The following is an 18,489-nucleotide window of genomic DNA, read 5'->3' as shown; positions in this document are numbered from 1 at the left end:
AGTTTTGTTTCAATCGTCTCTTTAGCTATGCGATGCTGGCGCCCAGACCGTTAGCCAACTACAGCTTATGTAGAACGTAGAAAAACGCGCGGCACCGTTGACTTGCCCCACTGGGGCGCTACCACCACAGGGGGCCTGCATGCTCACCCTGCTCAATTTGTTATCGGCCGTGACCCTTTTGATCTGGGGCACGCACATCGTCCGAACCGGCATCCTGCGGGTTTATGGCTCCAACTTGCGCCACGTGATCGCCCATAACATGTCCAGGCGCTGGCTGGCGTTTGTCGCCGGGATCATGGTGACCGCCATGGTCCAGAGCAGCAATGCCACCGCCATGCTCGTGACCTCGTTTGTCGGTCAGGGCCTGATGGCGCTGACGCCGGCGCTGGCGACCATGCTCGGCGCCGATGTCGGTACCGCGCTGATGGCGCGGGTACTGACCCTCGACTTGTCGTGGCTGTCGCCGCTGCTGATTTTCCTCGGGGTGATTTTCTTCCTGTCGCGCAAGCAGACCCGGGTCGGGCAGATGGGCCGGGTCAGCATCGGTCTGGGGCTGATCATTCTGGCGCTGCAACTGATCGTCGAGGCCGCCGCGCCGATCACTCAGGCGCAAGGGGTGAAGGTCATCTTCGCCTCCCTGACCGGCGACATCCTGCTCGATGCTTTGGTCGGCGCGCTGTTCGCGATGATTTCCTATTCCAGCCTGGCCGCCGTCCTGCTGACCGCGACCCTCGCCGGTGCCAGCGTGATCAGTCTGCCAGTGGCCATCGGCCTGGTGATCGGTGCCAACATCGGCAGCGGCATTCTGGCGTTCCTCAGCACCAGCATGCAGAACGCAGCCGGCCGTCAGGTGGCGCTCGGCAGCCTGTTGTACAAATTGATCGGCCTGCTGCTGATCATTCCGGTGCTCGACCCGCTGGTGCACTGGATCGACAGCCTCGACTTCAGCCCTCAGGAAATGGTCATCGGCTTCCACCTGCTCTACAACACCGTGCGTTGCCTGATCCTCTTGCCCAGCGTCGGGCCGATGGCCAGGCTCTGTGCGTGGTTGCTGCCAGAGCGGCCGGACATCAATGGCACAGCCAAACCGCGGCATCTTGATCCAACCGCATTGGTCACCCCGAGTCTGGCGCTGGCCAATGCTGCCCGGGAAACCCTGCGCATCGGCGATTTGGTCGACAGCATGCTCGAAGCCATGCTCGACGTGCTGCGCGGCAAACAGACCGCCGTCACCCAGGAAATTCGTCGCCTGACCGATGATGTCGAAGCGCTCTACAGCGCCATCAAACTCTATCTGGCACAAATGCCCCGCGAAGACCTCAGCGAGCAGGACAGTCGGCGCTGGGCGGAAACCATCGAGCTGGCGATCAACCTGAAACTCTCCAGCGACCTGATCGAACGCATGCTGCGAAAGGTTCAGCAGCAGAAAACCTCGCAACGCCGGTCTTTTTCCGAGGTCGGGCTGGAGGAGTTGGCGGGGCTGCACAGTCAGCTGATTGCCAACCTGCGTCTGGGGTTGTCAGTGTTCCTTAGTGCCGACCCGGAAAGTGCTCGCCAGTTACTGCGTGAGAAACGTCGCTTTCGCGCGCAGGAGCGCCGCCTGGCCCACGCTCATGTCAGCCGTTTAAACCGTAAGATCGTGCAAAGTATCGAGACCAGTTCGCTGCATCTGGAACTGATTGCTGACATGAGACGCTTGAATTCGCTGTTCTGCAGCAGTGCCTATGCGGTGTTGGGCACTTCGGACACCGGCGCTCTGGCGGTCGACGATTTGACTGACATCACTCATTCACCCTGAACGTCCACAGTTACCTGAAGTCTGTTGAACTTACGCTGGTCGTACGGAAACTCGTTATGCGTTGTCTGCTGTTCGCTTGTCTGCTGCTTGGCTCACTGCCTTCATTTGCCCTGGATCGCTTTCAGGTCGAGGGCTACACCTTGCGCAACGGCCTGCAATTGGTCCTCAAACCGGGCACCGAGCGCGGGCATGTGGCGATCCGGTTGGTGGTTGGCGTGGGCCTGGATGATTTCAGCTGTGCCGACAAAGAGCTGCCGCATCTGCTCGAACACTTGTTGTTCAGCGGCATCGACGCCACCGGCGAAGGCGGTCTGGAAGAGCGCATGCAGGCCTTGGGCGGTGAGTGGAATGCTTACACCAGCAATGCCGACACGACTTTCGTCATCGAAGCCCCGGCGAAAAACCAGCGCAAGGTCCTCGACCTGTTATTGGCGCTGCTGACCCAGACCCGGATCGATGACAATGCGATCAACGTCGCCAAGCAAGTGGTCGAGCGCGAAGACGGTGGTCATTACTCGCACCTGCAACGCTGGCTGGATCGCCAGGACCTGGGCCACACCGCGAGTAATCAGTTGGCGGTGGAGCTGGGCCTCAAATGCCCCGAGCGCGCGCAAGTCGATCACCTGACCCGCGAGCAATTGGAGAAGGTGCGCAAGGACTGGTACGCGCCCAACAACATGACCCTGATCGTGGTCGGTGACCTCGACCGCTTGCTGCCGGCCTATCTGGAACGGGCCTATGGTGCGCTCGAAGCGGTTGAGCCTAGCGCTCACCTGCCGCTGCCAGACATTCAGGCCAGCGCGGCCCACGAGCGCAATTTGAGTAACGGTTTCGTCGGCGGCGGAGCCAAGTTGCACTGGCTGGTGCCGGAACCGGTGCTGGAAGACCAGCATGACGAAACCTTCGACCTGCTCAAGGACTATCTGGATTGGGCGCTCTATCGCCAATTGCGCCTGGCCCATGGGCTGTCCTACGGTCCCTCGGCCGAGCGCGAGGTATTTGGCGGGGTGGGCTTCATGAGCCTGAACGCCGACCTTGATCGCGACGACGTGCTGGCAGCGGAACAGGTGCTGGATGAGCTTAAAGCCGATCTACTCAAGAACGGCCTCGACGCCGCCACCTTCGCCCGTCTCAAGCAAGCCGCCATCGCTCGCCAGGCTTGGGCCGTGCAAGGCAACAGCGCCCTGGCGGACTATTACTGGAGCGCCCTTGGCGACTACGAGGACGGCCATTTCGTCAACCCGGCCAAGGCACTGCAAGACGTGACACTGGCCGAGGCGAACAAGGCAATGCGCGAGTTGCTGCTGCAGCCGGGGTATCTGCGGATCGAGAAGCCGCTGATGAGTTATGACCAGGTGATGTGGGCGATTGTCGGGGGATTTGGATTGATGGTGTTTGGAATATTGGGTTGGCGCGTTCGCCGCAGAAAGTAATGATTTCCCTGTGGCAAGGCGCAGAACCTGTGGGAGCGTGGCTTGCCCGCGAAGAACGATGACGCGTAATACCTGAAAAACCGCGGTGTATTCTTCGCGGGCAAGCCACGCTCCTACAGGATCTTCGTCGCGGCATTGGGGCAAGCCCCCTCGCCACAGGGGTCCTTCGGGCGGTACCCTGTCGAGGATTTTCCCCACGACTATTGTGAATCGCCGAATGCCGAATCTGACCCTGTACGTACAGCGCATCCTCGAATTGATGAAGCGCTATCCCGGGGTCATTGCGCTTGGCGGTTTCATCTCCGGGGTCGGCAGTTTCATGCTGGTGGATCGCCAACAAGGTCTGGCGACGTGGATCACCACCATCATGCTGATCAGCTGGGTCTGGCTGATGCTGGAAAACAGCCTCACCAAGCTGTTCGCCAGGGTCTTCAAGCGCGAAATACCTCAGCCGCTGCTGCGTTACGCGACGCAGATGATCCATCAGGAAAGCCTGTTCTTCGTCCTGCCGTTCTTTTTGATCACCACCACCTGGAACAGCGGCCAGTTGTTCTTCACTGGACTACTGAGCATGGCGGCGCTGATTTCGATCATCGACCCGCTCTACTACAAATGGCTGGCACCGCGCCGCTGGGCGTTTTTGGCGCTGCACACCCTGACCCTGTTCGCGGCTCTGCTGACCGCCCTGCCCGTCATCCTGCACCTGACCACTGCCCAGAGCTTCAAGCTGGCGCTGGGCATTGCCATGCTGCTGTCGTTCCCGAGCCTGGCCTCGATCTTCCCGATTCGTACCGTGCGCAATGCGTTGGCGATCCTCAGCATCACCGTCGGCATCGGCGCCGCCGGTTGGGTGCTGCGTTCCTGGGTTCCGCCGGCAACTCTGTGGATGACCGATGTGGCGATCAGCACCCAAATGCAGGATCGAACCCCCGGCAAGAGCCTGGAAGAAGTCAGCGCCGAACAGATTCGCGGAGGTGGGTTGTACGCGTATACCGCGATCAACGCTCCGCGGGGTCTGGCCGAGCGGATTTATCACGTCTGGATGTTCAACGGTAAAGAAGTCGACCGTATTCCTCTGGACATCCACGGCGGGCGCAAGGAAGGCTACCGCGCCTGGACTCACAAGCAGAACTTCCCCGGCAACCCCGCCGGCAAATGGCAGGTTCGGGTGCTCACCGAAGACGGTCAGTTGATTGGCGTGCTGCGCTTCAAGGTCCTGGACAGCACACCCATCAAAGAAAAGTAACGCGGTTCGTGCTATTAGTCAGATCTGCGTAATAGCCGAACAAGCACGGAGCTTATGACTAGCAGCACAATGCCCGGCAGTGCCCGACTGGACACCTCGCACAGCCCTGCCCTGTTGCGGGTCACGGGTGACTGGACGCTCGCCCATTACGCCGATCTCAGCCGCCTGAGCGAAAAGCTCCGTGGCCAATACGACAGCAACACCCACATCGATCTCAATGGCCTCGGTGCGCTCGATACGGCGGGTGCGTCATTGTTGGTGGAGCTGCTGGGGGCCGAGCGTCTGGGCAAATCTGCCGAACATCCCGATTGCACCCTTTCTTGCGCTGATCGCGCCTTGTTGCAGACGGTGTACTGCTCACTCACCGATTTCTGTGTGCCGATCAAAGAGCCGGAAATCAGCGTCGGCATTCAACTGCTGACCCGCATTGGTCGTGCGGTCGACACAGTCTGGCGGGACACGCTGCAACTGTTGGGGTTCGTTGGCCTGATCCTGGAAACCATCGCTCGCGGACTGTTTCGGCCCAAGCGCTGGCGCCTCACGCCGATGGTCGCTCACATTGAACAGACCGGCCTCGACGCCGCGCCCATCGTCGCCCTTCTGACCTTTCTGGTGGGCGCTGTGGTGGCGTTTCTCGGGGCGACGGTGCTGGCCAGTTTTGGCGCGAGTATTTTCACCGTGGACCTGGTGGCGTTCTCTTTTCTGCGGGAGTTCGGCGTGTTGCTCACGGCGATCCTGATGGCGGGCCGCACCGCCAGTGCGTTCACCGCGCAGATCGGTTCGATGAAGGCCAACGAAGAAATCGACGCGATCCGCACCCTCGGCCTCGACCCGATGGAGTTGCTGGTAGTACCCCGCGTCCTGGCGTTGCTGGTGGCGCTGCCGATGTTGACCTTTCTGGCGATGGTGTCAGGGATTGTCGGCGGTGGCGTAGTCTGCGCGCTGTCGCTGGATATCTCGCCGGCGATGTTCCTGTCACTGCTGCAATCGGACATTGGCGTTCAGCACTTTCTGGTGGGGATCGTCAAAGCACCGATTTTTGCGTTCCTGATTGCCGCCATCGGCTGCCTCGAGGGCTTCAAGGTCAGCGGCAGCGCCGAGTCCGTCGGCGCGCACACTACGTCCAGTGTGGTGCAGTCGATTTTTGTGGTGATCGTGCTCGACGCCGTGGCTGCGTTGTTTTTCATGGAGATGGACTGGTGAGTCGTTTACCCCGAGCGCCTTCAGAGGCGGTGATCGAAGTCCGCGGGCTGTGCAATCGCTTCGGCCGACAGAGCGTGCACGAGAACCTCGACCTGGACTTGTACAAGGGCGAGATTCTGGCGGTGGTCGGCGGTTCCGGCAGCGGCAAATCGGTGCTGCTGCGCAGCATTGTCGGTCTGCGTCAGCCCAGCGAAGGGCTGGTGAAGGTCTTCGGCAAGAACTTGCCGAGCCTGTCGGAACACGAGCGCTCGCTGGTCGAACGGCGGTTCGGTGTGTTGTTCCAGAAAGGTGCCTTGTTCTCTTCGCTCACCGTGACTGAGAACGTCGCCCTGCCCCTGATTGAACATGCTGGCCTGAGCCGTGCCGACGCCGAGCACCTGGCGGCGGTGAAACTGGCGTTGGCGGGGTTGCCGTTGTCGGCGGCTGACAAATACCCTGCTTCACTGTCCGGCGGCATGATCAAGCGCGCGGCCCTGGCCCGTGCCTTGGCCCTGGACCCGGACATCCTGTTCCTCGACGAGCCCACCGCCGGTCTAGACCCGATTGGCGCCGCAGGTTTCGATCAGCTGATCCTGACCCTGCGCGATGCCTTGGGCCTGAGCGTGTTTCTGGTGACCCACGACCTCGACACGCTCTACACCATCACCGACCGGGTGGCAGTGCTGGCGCAGAAGAAAGTGCTGGTGGCGGACGCGATCGACAAGGTGTCGGAAACCGATGATGCGTGGATTCACGAATACTTCCATGGCCCTCGCGGCCGCGCGGCGCTGACGGCCGCTAACCAGCTCAACGAGGTCTGACATGGAAACCCGAGCCCATCACGTATTGATCGGCCTGTTCACCGTCATAGTGGTGGCAGGCGCCCTGCTCTTCGGTCTGTGGCTGGCCAAGTCCAGTGTCGATACCGAATTCAAGGATTACGAAATCGTCTTCAACGAGGCGGTCAGCGGCCTGTCCAACGGTAGCGCCGTGCAGTACAGCGGGATCAAGGTCGGCGACGTGGTGATGCTGCGCCTGGACCCGAATGATCCGCGCCGGGTGTTGGCGCGGATTCGCTTGGGCGGAGACACTCCGATCAAAGAAGACACCCAGGCCAAACTGGCGCTGACCGGGATCACCGGGACTTCGATCATCCAGCTCAGCGGCGGCACGCCACAAAGTCCGACGCTCAAGGGCAAGGACGGCGATTTGCCGACAATCATTGCATCGCCCTCGCCCATTGCCCGGTTGATGAATGACAGTAGCGATCTGATGGCGGGCGTGAACGTGTTGATGCACAACGCCAATCAGCTGTTTTCCTCGGAGAACGTCGCGCGTATCAGCAGCACCCTGGAGAACCTGGAGCAAACCACCGGCGCCATTGCCGATCAGCGCGGCGATATTCGTCAGGCGATGCAGCAACTGGCTTCGGTTGGCAAGCAGGCCAGCGCCACCCTGGAACAGACCACCGCGTTGATGCGCAACGCCAACGGCCTGCTCAACGATCAGGGCAAGCAGATGTTCGGCAGTGCCGAGCAAGCCATGAAGTCCCTGGAACAGAGCAGCGCGACCATCAACACGTTGCTCTCCGCCAATCAGGACTCCCTCAACAACGGCATGCAGGGCCTCAATGGCCTGGCACCGGCGGTGCGCGAGCTGCGCGATACCTTGAGTTCGTTGCGGACCATTTCCCAGCGGCTTGAGGCCAACCCCAGCGGTTACCTGCTGGGCAATGACAAGAACAAGGAGTTCACGCCATGAAGCTGGCTCATCTCGCCCTCCTCGCCGGTTTTGCGTTGATCGCTTCCTGTTCGATTTTCCCCAAGGCCGAGCCGTCCGATGTCTATCGACTGCCGTCGGCACAGCGCGACGCATCGGCCCAACACGGCACGCCGCAGCGCTGGTCGTTGCGGCTGGCCAAGCCTCAGACCAGCGAAGCCTTGAATAACCCGAAAATCGCAGTGATACCTCAAGGTGACCTGATCAGCAGCTACAAGGCTTCACGCTGGAGCGATCCGGCACCGGTGCTGTTGCGCAATCGTCTGCTCGATGGTTTCCAGCGTGACGGTCGGGTGCCGTTGCTCAGCACCGATGACAGCAATTTCCAGGCGGACCTGGAACTGGGCGGCAACCTGCAAGCATTCCAGACCGAGTATCAGGGCACGGCAGCGAGTGTGGTCGTGCGCCTGGATGCGTTGCTGGTGCGTGGGTATGACCAGCGAATCCTCGCCAGCCGGCGCTTTGAAGTGCGTCAGCCGTTGAGTGATGTGAAGGTGCCGGCAGTGGTGACCGGTTTTGGCTTGGCCAGCGACCAATTGACGGCGCAGGTGGTGGCTTGGACGGTGGAGCAAGGTCAGAAAGTTGCGCCGCCGCTGAGGCCATAAAGGTCCGACGCCTATTTAATGTGGGAGCGGGCTTGCTCGCGAAGGCGGTGTGTCAGTCAACAGAGATGTTGAATGTACCGGCCTCTTCGCGAGCAAGCCCGCTCCCACAGGGTTCCTGGTTTAGCCGAAGAACCAGTAGCAAACCCCGATCGCGCCAAGAACACCCGCCAATTCCGCCAGCAACGCACACCCCACCGCGTGCCGTGCGCGCTGAATGCCCACCGCGCCGAAGTACACCGCCAACACATAGAAGGTTGTTTCGGTACTGCCCTGAATCGTCGCCGCCACCAGCGCCGGGAAGCTGTCTACCCCGGAGGTCTTCATGGTTTCGATCAGCATCGCCCGCGCGGCGCTGCCGGAGAAGGGTTTGACCATGGCCGTTGGCAGCGCATCGACGAAGCGCGTGTCCCAACCGGCCCATTCCACCAGATGCCGAATCCCGTCCAGACCGAAGTCCAGCGCTCCGGATGCCCGCAGCACGCCCACGGCACACAGCATCGCCACCAGATACGGCAGCAGGTTCTTGGCTACGTCGAAGCCTTCTTTGGCGCCTTCGACGAATGCTTCGTAAACCTTCACCTTGCGTAATGCACCAATGATCAGAAACAGCATGATCAGTCCGAACAGCGTCACGTTGCCGAGGATCGATGACAAGCCCGCCAGAGCGGTCGCCGAGAGCGTCGCCAGCAGCGCCATGAACGCACCGAGGGCCAAGGCACCGGGAATCAGGTAGGCGAGCACCACCGGGTCCCACAGGCGCAGACGCTGCATGAACGCAACCGACAATAGACCGACGAGGGTCGAGCAACTGGTCGCGAGCAGAATCGGCAGGAACACCAGGGTCGGGTCGGGCGCGCCTTGCTGGGCGCGGTACATGAAGATCGTCACCGGCAGCAGGGTCAGGGAGGAGGCGTTGAGTACGAGGAAGAGGATCTGCGCGTTGCTGGCGATGGTGTCGCTGGGGTTGAGCTCTTGCAGCGCCTTCATGGCTTTGAGGCCGATCGGTGTGGCGGCGTTGTCCAGCCCCAGGCCGTTGGCGGCGAAGTTCAGGGTGATCAGGCCGATGGCCGGGTGACCGGCCGGCACTTCCGGCATCAGGCGCAGGAACAATGGGCCCAGCGCCTTGGCCAGCCATTCGACGATCCCTGCCTTTTCGGCAATCCGCAGAAAACCCAGCCAGAGGGTGAGGGTGCCGAACAGCAGGACCATGACCTCGACCGACAATTTGGCCATGGCGAAAATGCTCTCCACCATCGCCGCAAAGATCCCGGCGTTACCGCCGATCAGCCATTGCGCCAGCGCCGAAACGGCAGCCACGATGAAGAAGCCAAGCCACAGGCCATTAAGCATCAGTCAAATCCCCCGGAAGATGCGGCGAATGATAGCGGGGTAGGCAGAAACGACAAACCCCGGATTTCTCCGGGGTTTGTTTGCGAGCGTTTATCGCGCTGCGGGATTGCGCCCTACACATTGTGCGTGCAACTCGGTCCTGTAGGAGTATGGCTTGCCAGCGAAGAACGATAACGCGGTGCAACTGAAACACCGCGGCGTCCCATTCGCGGGCAAGCCTCGCTCCTACAGGGATCTACGTCAGTTGCTGGAAATCTCGCCAACCGGCAGCTTTTCCTTGCTGCGCCAGTGCGGCAGGGAGTTCCAGTAGCGCTCGCCCTTGGCGTCGTCGTACATACCTTCCCAACGTGCGATGACCAGCACGGCCAAGGCATTACCGATCACGTTCAGCGCGGTACGGGCCATGTCCATGATGCGGTCGACGCCGGCGATGAACGCCAGGCCTTCCAGCGGAATACCAACACTGCCCAGGGTGGCCAGCAGCACCACGAAGGACACGCCCGGTACGCCGGCGATGCCTTTGGAGGTGACCATCAGCGTCAGCACCAGCAGCAATTGTTGGCTGATCGACAGGTCGATGCCGTAGAGCTGGGCAATGAAGATTGCCGCGATGCTCTGGTACAGGGTCGAACCGTCGAGGTTGAACGAATAGCCGGTCGGTACCACGAAACTGCAAATGGCTTTCGGCGCGCCGTAAGCTTCCATCTTCTCGATCACGCGCGGCAGCACGGTTTCGGAACTGGCGGTGGAGTAGGCCAGGACCAGCTCATCCTTGAAGATGCGCATCAGCTTGATCACCGAGAAGCCGAACAGGCGAGCGATCAGGCCCAGCACCACGAAGGCGAAGAAAGCGATGGCGAAGTAAACCAGAACGACCAGTTTGGCCAGTGGCAGCAGAGAGGCGAAGCCGAAGTTGGCCACGGTTACCGCGATCAATGCGAACACACCGATCGGGGCGTAGTTCATGATCATGTGGGTGACCTTGAACATGCTTTCCGATACGCCCTGGAACATCTTCACCAGCGGATCGCGCAGGTCCGATTGCAGGCTCGACAGACCGAGACCGAACAACACGGAGAAGAAGATGATCGGCAGCATTTCGCCGCGGGCCATGGCCGCGAAGATGTTCGACGGGATCAGGTTGAGGATGGTCTGAATGAACGCATGTTCATGCTGAACCTCGGCGGCAGTGGCCTGGTACTTGGAAATATCCACCGTACCCAGGGTGCTCATGTCGATGCCGGTGCCCGGATGGACCACGTTGGCCAACACCAGACCGACCAGAATGGCGATGGTGGTGACGATTTCGAAGTAAATGATGGTCTTCAGACCGATGCGACCGAGTTTCTTCGCGTCGCCCACGCCAGCAATGCCGACGACTAGCGAGGAGATCACGATCGGGATCACGATCATCTTGATCAGACGGATAAAGATATCGCCTGCCGGTTGCAGCACGTTGCTGATCCACCAGGCTTTTTCGGCACTGAAATGGTTGAGCAGTGCACCAATTGCTATCCCCAGAACCAGACCGATGAGGATCTGCCAGGCGAGGCTAAGCTTTGCCTTCTTCATATCTTTACCCTTACTTGCGTTTGACTCAGGCTGATGCATGAACTGAAACGCTCAATGGCGAACAAGTCTTGCATCGGCCCCCGTATAAGGTCCCCGCGAGCGAGCATTTACAGCTCTCAGGCAGTGAAAAAGGCGCAACTATTCCGATGCCGGGAAGCGCCGTCTAATGCCGTAAACGCCTACCCTATGCCGAATCGGCATGAGATTTTCTAACTGAAACCCGCATCCCACCCGGTTTGAATACGACATTCAGGCGGGCATAAGTGCCGTATGCCGGCCATTTCAGCGCAGGTCGATGTTTTTTAAATAGGCGGAAATTTAGGAAAAGGCCTACGTTTGGCTGCGAATTTTCTTCTCGGGAAAGTCGGAGCTTTCTCGATATACGGTCAAGAAGAAACACCGCGAAACGGTTTTGCGGGGAATATGCACTAAGAACAGATGAGCTGAATGCTCTAGATCAACGTTTTGCACGTTGAAGCTCTCCGCAAGTCCGTCGAGGCGCTGCCTGCGGCGAACTTGCGTCGCAGCTTTGCCTGACCCGGCCCTTGCGCAGGTACTCCCTGTACCCGTAGGTCACTCCGACCCTGAAACAGTCAGAACGTCCCGACCCCTTGGTCATGCGTCTACCGTCCTCGGGTAGCGCAGTGGAAAGAAGCGCTGGGGCCTCTTTCGTGTTTCGAAACTCAGTACCAGCCTGGATCTTTTTTAGTTGTTCCATCAATTGAGCCATTCATTGGCGTATCTGGCCATCATTGGCCGCCATCGCCATCGCCATGGCATTGCCGCCCAGAAGCAGGGCGGCTGCCACTGTCTTTAACGAAATGCTCATGTTCAGCCTCGACCGCGGCGGCCAAAGAAGAAGGAAGCAATGAACATCACCAGGAATACGACAAAGAGAATCTTGGCGATACCCGTGGCGGTGCCCGCGATACCACCGAAGCCCAATACTGCAGCGATGATGGCAATGATCAAGAATGTGATTGCCCAGCTCAACATGGTGATTCTCCTTACGCTTCTATTTAAAGGTGTTGCTTGTGGTGCTTATCCCGGCGCGTTGAGCGCGCCAAGTTCGTTTGCTTAAAACACCCAACGCTCCTGAGGCGTCTCATCCACAGGCTGGGCCTGGTCGACGTCCATCATTCGCATCGAGTCGCTGTCAGCCAGGCTGCTGCTGGCGGCGCTGAAGTGGGTTTGAGGTGGAATCGACAGGTGCGGCGTCTCTGGCTGCTGGCTCTGTTCCCAACGCAAGTACTGCTGGCCGCCAATCAAGGTGATCAATAGCGCCAGCAGGACAAACAAGCCTTGCTGGACAAGCAAAGGCGAGATACGCAATTGGGCGGCACCTTGGCGATTCATCCTGAAGTTCCTCCCACGCTGGGGTAGTGATCTTTGGCGGGCGCTGATTCGTTAAATGCCCTGGTTACCCAGACTCCTGCAGCCTGCATGCCAGCTTTTTGTTGGTATTAATATGTTAAAAATCAATGAATTAGATGGTTTGTCCAAATCGTTTTGGACGCATCCTGCACGATGGACCTTCTGAGGTCGTGCGTAATGCACGATGGACTAGCGAAAACTTTCAATATTTTTGGAATTGAGGGAAGGGCGCAGATGTCAGAAAGGGACGCAGGCCATCGGCGCAGAACGGTTCATTAATAAAAAATAAAATAAATCAGTTGGTTATCTTGTTGATAAGTAGATAGCTCCGCTGATTTAGCTGAAATCGGCCACAATCAATCATGCAACTTGCCCGATTTTTCTGGGCCTAACCAAAATCAACAATTAAAGGAGCGCAGGAACATGGAATCAGCCACTGAGCATCAAGGCCGCATTCTGCTGGTGGATGATGAATCCGCCATCCTTCGAACCTTTCGCTATTGCCTCGAAGATGAAGGCTACAGCGTGGCCACCGCGACCAGCGCTGCTCAGGCCGAAGCCTTGTTGCAGCGCCAGGTTTTCGATCTGTGCTTTCTCGATTTGCGGCTGGGTGAAGACAATGGGCTCGATGTACTGGCCCAAATGCGCATCCAGGCGCCGTGGATGCGGGTGGTGATCGTGACTGCTCATTCGGCCGTGGACACTGCGGTGGATGCGATTCAGGCCGGTGCCGCCGACTATCTGGTCAAACCTTGCAGCCCCGACCAGTTGCGTCTGGCCACGGCCAAACAGCTGGAAGTGCGACAACTCTCGGCGCGGCTGGAAGCCCTCGAAGGTGAAGTGCGCAAACCCAAGGAGGGCCTGGATTCCCACAGTCCGGCCATGAAAGTGGTGCTCGAAACCGCACGTCAGGTCGCCAGTACTGACGCCAACATCCTGATTCTCGGCGAGTCCGGCACCGGTAAAGGTGAGCTGTCACGGGCGATTCACGGCTGGAGCAAACGCCAGAAGAAATCCTGCGTCACCATCAACTGCCCGTCCCTGACTGCAGAGTTGATGGATAGCGAGCTTTTCGGCCACAGCCGGGGCGCCTTCACCGGTGCCAGCGAAAGCACCTTGGGTCGCGTCAATCAGGCCGACGGCGGAACGTTGTTTCTCGACGAGATCGGCGATTTTCCACTGACCTTGCAGCCAAAATTGTTACGTTTCATCCAAGACAAGGAATACGAGCGCGTGGGCGACCCGGTGACCCGTCGCGCCGACGTGCGAATCCTCGCAGCCACAAACCTCAACCTGGAAGACATGGTCCGCGATGGTCGTTTTCGTGAAGATTTGCTCTATCGCCTGAACGTCATCACCTTGCACCTACCGCCGCTTCGCGAGCGCAGGGAAGATATTCTGAACCTGGCAGACCGCTTCCTGGCGCGCTTCGTCAAGGAATACTCGCGTCCGGCCCGGTGTTTCAGCGACGAGGCCCGCGAAGCGCTGCTCAGCTACCGCTGGCCGGGCAACATTCGCGAACTGCGCAACGTGGTGGAGCGCGCGAGCATTATTTGTCCGCAGGAGCGGGTAGAGCTCAGCCACTTGGGCATGGCCGAGATCCCGGCCAACCACACGCCGCGCATTGGTGCTGCGTTGAGCCTGGATGAGTTGGAGAAAGCTCACATTGGCGCGGTCCTCGCCACGGCCGACACGCTGGACCAGGCGGCGAAGACCCTGGGTATCGATGCCTCGACCCTGTACCGCAAACGCAAGCAGTACAACCTGTGAGTCTTAACCGATGAAACTGGCGATGACGTTGCGCACCCGGCTGTTTCTGAGTATTTCCGCGCTGATCACCGTGGCGCTGCTAGGGCTCTTGCTCGGGCTGGTCAGCGTGATGCAGATGGCTGGGACTCAGGAAGCCCTGCTCCGTGACAACTTCGTCACGCTGGATCTGGGATTGAAGCTGCGTCAGAGCCTGGGTGATCAACTGATTATCGTGCTTGGCGAGAACCCTGACCCTGCGGCGTTCGAGGCCTCCAGGCAGCATTCCCTCGAATTGCTTGACGAAGGCATTGCTCGCGAGCCGTCCAGCGAGGGTGGCCAGTATGGTTTCAGAAAGGCCAAGGCTGATTATCAGAGCTTACTGCAGGCCTTTGATCTTTCCCGCGCTCCGGTACAGGTAGTCAATGATGACGGAGATCTCACGGAAAAATTCAACGCGTTGCGTAACGGTTTGATCTCTGAACAGAAGCGCGCACTGGATAACATCACTGAGATCGAGCGCGAGTCCCGGGAGCGGGCACTGTTGATTGCCGGCCTGCTTGGGTTGGTCGGGGTAGCGGTGTTGTTCATCGGGTTCATTACCGCCCATGCGATCGCCCGGCGGTTCGGGGCTCCGATCGAGGCTCTGGTGCAGGCAGCTGACAATATCGGCCAGGGCAATTTCGAAGTGACCCTGCCGATTTCGTCCGCGGTGGAAATGAACCAGTTGAGCCGGCGGTTCGGAATCATGGCTGAGGCCCTGCGTGAGCACCAGGCTACCAATATCGACGAGCTGCTCGCCGGCCAGCAACGTTTGCAAGCGGTGCTCGACAGCATCGACGACGGTTTGCTGATTATCGATCGTCAAGGTCATCTCGAGCACCTCAACCCAGTGGCTCAGCGCCAGCTAGGCTGGGACACCGATCGTCTCGGCCAAGGGCTGGGCACGGCGCTTGAGCGTCCCGAACTGGATGAGCAACTGCAACTGGTGTTGCGCGGCGGCACCCTGGAACGAGCGCCGGACGACCTGAGCATCGAGGTCGATGGCGAGTCGCGATTGCTGACGTATAGCCTGACGCCAGTCAGCCATACCCAGGGTCATATTCTCGGCGCGGTGATGGTGTTGCATGACGTCACCGAACAGCGTGCCTTCGAACGGGTACGCAGCGAGTTCGTCTTGCGTGCCTCCCATGAGTTGCGCACACCGGTTACCGGGATGCACATGGCATTCGGCTTGTTCCGCGAGCGGACGCATTTTGCCGCAGACTCCCGCGAAGCCGACCTGCTGGACACCGTCAACGAAGAAATGCAGCGCCTGATGCAGTTGATCAACGACCTGCTGAATTTCTCTCGCTATCAAAACGGCCTGCAAAAACTCACGCTGGCACCGTGCTCCATCGAAGACTTGCTGGATCAGGCCCAGATACGTTTTGCCGGCCCGGCACAGGAGAAGGGCATTGAACTGCTGGTGGAAGTGCAGGGACCGTTGCCGCGGCTGCAAGCCGATCAGGCGCAACTGGAGCGGGTGCTCGATAACCTGATCGACAACGCGTTGCGCCATACCTCCCACGATGGACTAATCCGTTTGCAAGCCCGGCGCCATGGCGAGCGGATGATTATCAGCGTCGAGGACAACGGCGAAGGCATTGCCTACGGCCAGCAGGGACGGATCTTCGAGCCCTTTGTCCAGGTCGGCCGTAAAAAGGGCGGTGCCGGGCTTGGTCTGGCGCTGTGCAAGGAAATCGTGCAACTGCATGGCGGGCGGATGGGTGTTTACTCGCGGCCGGGGCAGGGGACGCAGTTCTACATGGCGCTGGCGATATAAACTGGGGGCCCTCTCAGGCCTCGTCGTCCAGGCGTCGCGTGCTCAGTCGGCGGCCACGGGTAATCAGTTCGATGAACTGCACGGCGCTCAGTGCATGGGCGAACAGCCAGCCCTGACCAAACTTCACCCCCTCGCTGCTCAGAAACACCGCCTGGGCTTCATGTTCGATGCCTTCTGCAATCACCTTGAGTTGCAGGGCCTGAGCCATGCGAATGATGTGCGGTGCCACGCCGCTGCTGGCAGCATCATGGCCTAGTGCATCGATAAACGCCTTGTCGATTTTCAGGCAGTCCACCGGTAGGGTTTGCAGGTAGGCGAGGCTGCAATAGCCGGTGCCAAAGTCATCGATCAGCACCTGATGCCCGACATCCCGCAGGGCTTGCAGGTTTTCTCTGGCCACCACCACATCGACCAATCCGCGCTCGGTCACTTCAAAGGCAATCTGCCTGGCCGCCACTCGGTGCACACTCAGCAGGCGCGCCATCACCTGGCCGATACGCGGCACCATGACATCGCAGGCTGCCAGGTTGACCGATATGTACAGCTGCGGATTGGACCGCAACAGTTGCCCGAGCTGTTCCAGCAGGCGCTGCAATACGAAGTCGGTCATCTGGCGGATCTGGCCGGTATTCTCCGCCATGGGAATGAACAGGTCGGGACTGGTCAGCGTGCCGTCCGGCCTTCGCCAGCGCAGCAGGGCCTCGGCACCGACGCAGTTGCGGCTGTCGAGGTCGAAGATCGGTTGATACAACACCTGTAGCTCGCCTCGCCGTATGGCGCCTTGCAGTTCGGCATCCAGCGACTGACGCTGGCGTACCAGCAAAAACACCAGAATACCGACACAGGCACTCAGCGCCAGGCTGGCCGGCAGTAGCCACCACCATACCGCCGGTACATGCATTCCAGTGCGTGGGGTGATCAGTACCAGTTGGTATTCGGGGGTGTTAGTGGGCATTCGGTAAATCAGTCGGGTATGGGTGACTTGCAGCGCATCGCGGCTTTTCGGGGGCCAGGGCTCCGCGGGGGGCCAGGCCTGCGCGACACCGAGTACCGGAATCGCCCGGGTGCCCTGGTCGAGTACCACCAACAGGCTGCTCCCCGGAGACAGATCGACCATATCGGTCAAATGCCCGCGCGACGTCGCCACCCGGAAATTGCCGCGCCCAAGCATCAGTGCGGCGCGGTTCTCATCGGGTTCGGTGGTGGTGTTCAGCCAATAGCTGTAGGTGGGGCCCTTGATGTCCGGCGGTCGGATCAGCGATACCCCTTCCTGGCGGGGGCGGTTGGAGCAGGTTCGCGAAGTGTCCATATAAGCGGCTTCATAAACGAAGCGGTAATTGAAGCTGACCTGCTGCAGGGTGGCGATCATTTCGTCATCGCAACCTCGCAGCGGTTGGGCTTGCAGATCATCTAGGCTTTCGCGCAACTGCCCGAACAGCTGCTCCAGACGGACCAGAAAACGTTCTCCCTGGGCATTCATTTCCTGGCTTTCATTGTGCTCGACTTGATTCATCGCCACGAACAAACTGCCAACCGTTAGAAGCGTTGCGCTCAAGGCAGTAGCCAGCATCGCCAAAAACCAAGGGCGATAGAACCAGCTATGCAGTCTCTCCCGAGCAGCAGGCATCATGGAATATCCGAAGAATTACCAATGAGTTATAGCTGCTGATTTGGAAAAAGCGCTGACCGTCGGGCGGGCGTCATTATTTTGTCTGATTCAACACCTGAAGAATCGCCGCGGTTTGTGCGTCCGGTGTACCGTCGAAACGGGAAGGGCGAAAATGCAGCTGAAAGGCCGCCAGTACATTACGTGTTTCTACATCCAGTTCGCCGGTTTGCGGCGTGGCATAGCCCAAGCGGGCAAGCTGTCCCTGAAACCAACTGATGCTTGGCAGTTGCACGGCGAACTGCACTTGCTGCCGCGCCACGGTCTGCTCGTCTGGCCAGATCCCCAGGCCTTCGGCAGCCAGGCGCTTCCAGGGGAACAGCGGGCCTGGGTCGAGTTTGCGCATCGGTGCGATGTCGCTATGACCGATGATGTGGCGGGGGCTGATCCCTTGGCGCTTACTGATGTCCTTGAGCAGGAAGATCATCGACTGAATCTGGGCTTCGCTGTAGGGATACCAAAGACGCCCGTTCGGGGTGTCCTTAAAGCCCTGATTGACGATCTCGATACCAATGGAACTGGAGTTCAGCCAGGTCCGGCCTTGCCATTCGCTTTCACCAGCGTGCCAGGCCCGGAAATTTTCATCCATCAGCTTATAAATAGTGGCGCGCTTGTCGTCGCTGATGAGGTAGTGGCTACTGACCTCGCCATGGGTCAGCAATTGCAACGACTCTTCCAGGGATGCGGAGGTGTAATGCATCACCACGAACTGAATACGACTGTCGTGATTGGCTGAAGGGTGGCTGGTATCGATTCGGGGGCCGCTGGCACAACCGGCTAATAGAAGCAGCGACGCAATAAGAACAAGACATTTCATGGCTAGGGCAATACACGCGAGACAATAATGCAACAGTGTAACGTATCGCCTTGCGGCGCTGACGGCAAAAAACGTTCCTTTAAACAAAATGGAACA

The 18,489-nt window shown here is 59.5% G+C and carries 15 protein-coding genes; 9 read left to right on the top strand and 6 right to left on the bottom strand.

Going from position 1 to position 18,489, the window contains the following annotated elements:
* Positions 1 to 139 precede the first annotated feature (139 nt).
* The 7 genes from TU81_RS26205 to TU81_RS26175 all read left to right on the top strand — a co-directional run bounded on the left by TU81_RS26205 (position 140) and on the right by TU81_RS26175 (position 8,043).
* Positions 140 to 1,798: a Na/Pi cotransporter family protein gene (locus TU81_RS26205; RefSeq protein WP_038980369.1), complete on the top strand. Its 1,659-nt coding sequence runs from the start codon at positions 140 to 142 to the stop codon at positions 1,796 to 1,798.
* Between the two features lie 56 nt (positions 1,799 to 1,854).
* Complete coding sequence (locus TU81_RS26200; protein ID WP_048397347.1) at positions 1,855 to 3,231, top strand: M16 family metallopeptidase; 1,377 nt, start codon at positions 1,855 to 1,857, stop codon at positions 3,229 to 3,231.
* Between the two features lie 217 nt (positions 3,232 to 3,448).
* Positions 3,449 to 4,477 (top strand): DUF5924 family protein, encoded by a 1,029-nt coding sequence (locus TU81_RS26195; protein ID WP_048397346.1) that lies wholly within the window; start codon positions 3,449 to 3,451, stop codon positions 4,475 to 4,477.
* A 54-nt stretch (positions 4,478 to 4,531) separates the two neighbouring features.
* Entirely contained in the window at positions 4,532 to 5,680 is a 1,149-nt protein-coding gene (locus tag TU81_RS26190; RefSeq protein WP_048397345.1) for an ABC transporter permease, read from the top strand.
* A complete protein-coding gene (locus TU81_RS26185) occupies positions 5,677 to 6,480 on the top strand; it encodes an ABC transporter ATP-binding protein (RefSeq protein WP_038980365.1) in 804 nt (267 codons plus the stop codon). Before TU81_RS26190 ends, TU81_RS26185 begins: the two co-directional genes overlap by 4 nt.
* A 1-nt stretch (position 6,481) precedes the next feature.
* On the top strand, positions 6,482 to 7,420 hold the full coding sequence (locus TU81_RS26180) for an MlaD family protein (RefSeq protein WP_048397343.1): 939 nt from the start codon (positions 6,482 to 6,484) through the stop codon (positions 7,418 to 7,420).
* A complete protein-coding gene (locus TU81_RS26175) occupies positions 7,417 to 8,043 on the top strand; it encodes an ABC-type transport auxiliary lipoprotein family protein (RefSeq protein ID WP_038980362.1) in 627 nt (208 codons plus the stop codon). Before TU81_RS26180 ends, TU81_RS26175 begins: the two co-directional genes overlap by 4 nt.
* Positions 8,044 to 8,163: 120 nt before the next feature.
* Here TU81_RS26175 and TU81_RS26170 read toward each other — a convergent pair whose 3' ends face one another.
* The 4 genes from TU81_RS26170 to TU81_RS26155 form a co-directional block, all read right to left on the bottom strand.
* Positions 8,164 to 9,393, bottom strand: coding sequence for a nucleoside recognition domain-containing protein (locus TU81_RS26170; protein ID WP_038980361.1), 1,230 nt, complete (start codon positions 9,391 to 9,393; stop codon positions 8,164 to 8,166).
* 240 nt (positions 9,394 to 9,633) lie between these two features.
* The gene (gene gltP, locus TU81_RS26165; protein WP_038980359.1) at positions 9,634 to 10,965 is read right to left on the bottom strand and encodes a glutamate/aspartate:proton symporter GltP; all 1,332 of its coding nucleotides are present in this window, start codon (positions 10,963 to 10,965) and stop codon (positions 9,634 to 9,636) included.
* Positions 10,966 to 11,796: 831 nt separating this feature from the next.
* Entirely contained in the window at positions 11,797 to 11,961 is a 165-nt protein-coding gene (locus TU81_RS29920) for a DUF1328 domain-containing protein (RefSeq protein ID WP_003177151.1), read from the bottom strand.
* Between the two features lie 81 nt (positions 11,962 to 12,042).
* On the bottom strand, positions 12,043 to 12,321 hold the full coding sequence (locus tag TU81_RS26155) for a hypothetical protein (RefSeq protein WP_048397342.1): 279 nt from the start codon (positions 12,319 to 12,321) through the stop codon (positions 12,043 to 12,045).
* Between the two features lie 441 nt (positions 12,322 to 12,762).
* On the opposite strand from TU81_RS26155, the gene algB reads away from it, so the two are divergent.
* Both algB and TU81_RS26145 read left to right on the top strand, forming a co-directional pair.
* Positions 12,763 to 14,109, top strand: coding sequence for a sigma-54-dependent response regulator transcription factor AlgB (algB, locus tag TU81_RS26150; protein ID WP_038980351.1), 1,347 nt, complete (start codon positions 12,763 to 12,765; stop codon positions 14,107 to 14,109).
* A 10-nt stretch (positions 14,110 to 14,119) separates the two neighbouring features.
* Positions 14,120 to 15,910: an ATP-binding protein gene (locus tag TU81_RS26145; protein WP_048397341.1), complete on the top strand. Its 1,791-nt coding sequence runs from the start codon at positions 14,120 to 14,122 to the stop codon at positions 15,908 to 15,910.
* A 13-nt stretch (positions 15,911 to 15,923) separates the two neighbouring features.
* Here the strand turns inward: TU81_RS26145 and TU81_RS26140 are convergent, their stop codons facing one another.
* A complete protein-coding gene (locus tag TU81_RS26140; RefSeq protein ID WP_038980349.1) occupies positions 15,924 to 17,540 on the bottom strand; it encodes an EAL domain-containing protein in 1,617 nt (538 codons plus the stop codon).
* 73 nt (positions 17,541 to 17,613) lie between these two features.
* Positions 17,614 to 18,393: an N-acetylmuramoyl-L-alanine amidase gene (locus tag TU81_RS26135; protein ID WP_038980348.1), complete on the bottom strand. Its 780-nt coding sequence runs from the start codon at positions 18,391 to 18,393 to the stop codon at positions 17,614 to 17,616.
* Between the last annotated feature and the right edge of the window lie 96 nt (positions 18,394 to 18,489).

This window comes from Pseudomonas lini (assembly GCF_001042905.1).
GTDB classification, from domain to species: domain Bacteria; phylum Pseudomonadota; class Gammaproteobacteria; order Pseudomonadales; family Pseudomonadaceae; genus Aquipseudomonas; species Aquipseudomonas lini.
This window is presented reverse-complemented; position numbering and strand designations above follow the sequence as displayed.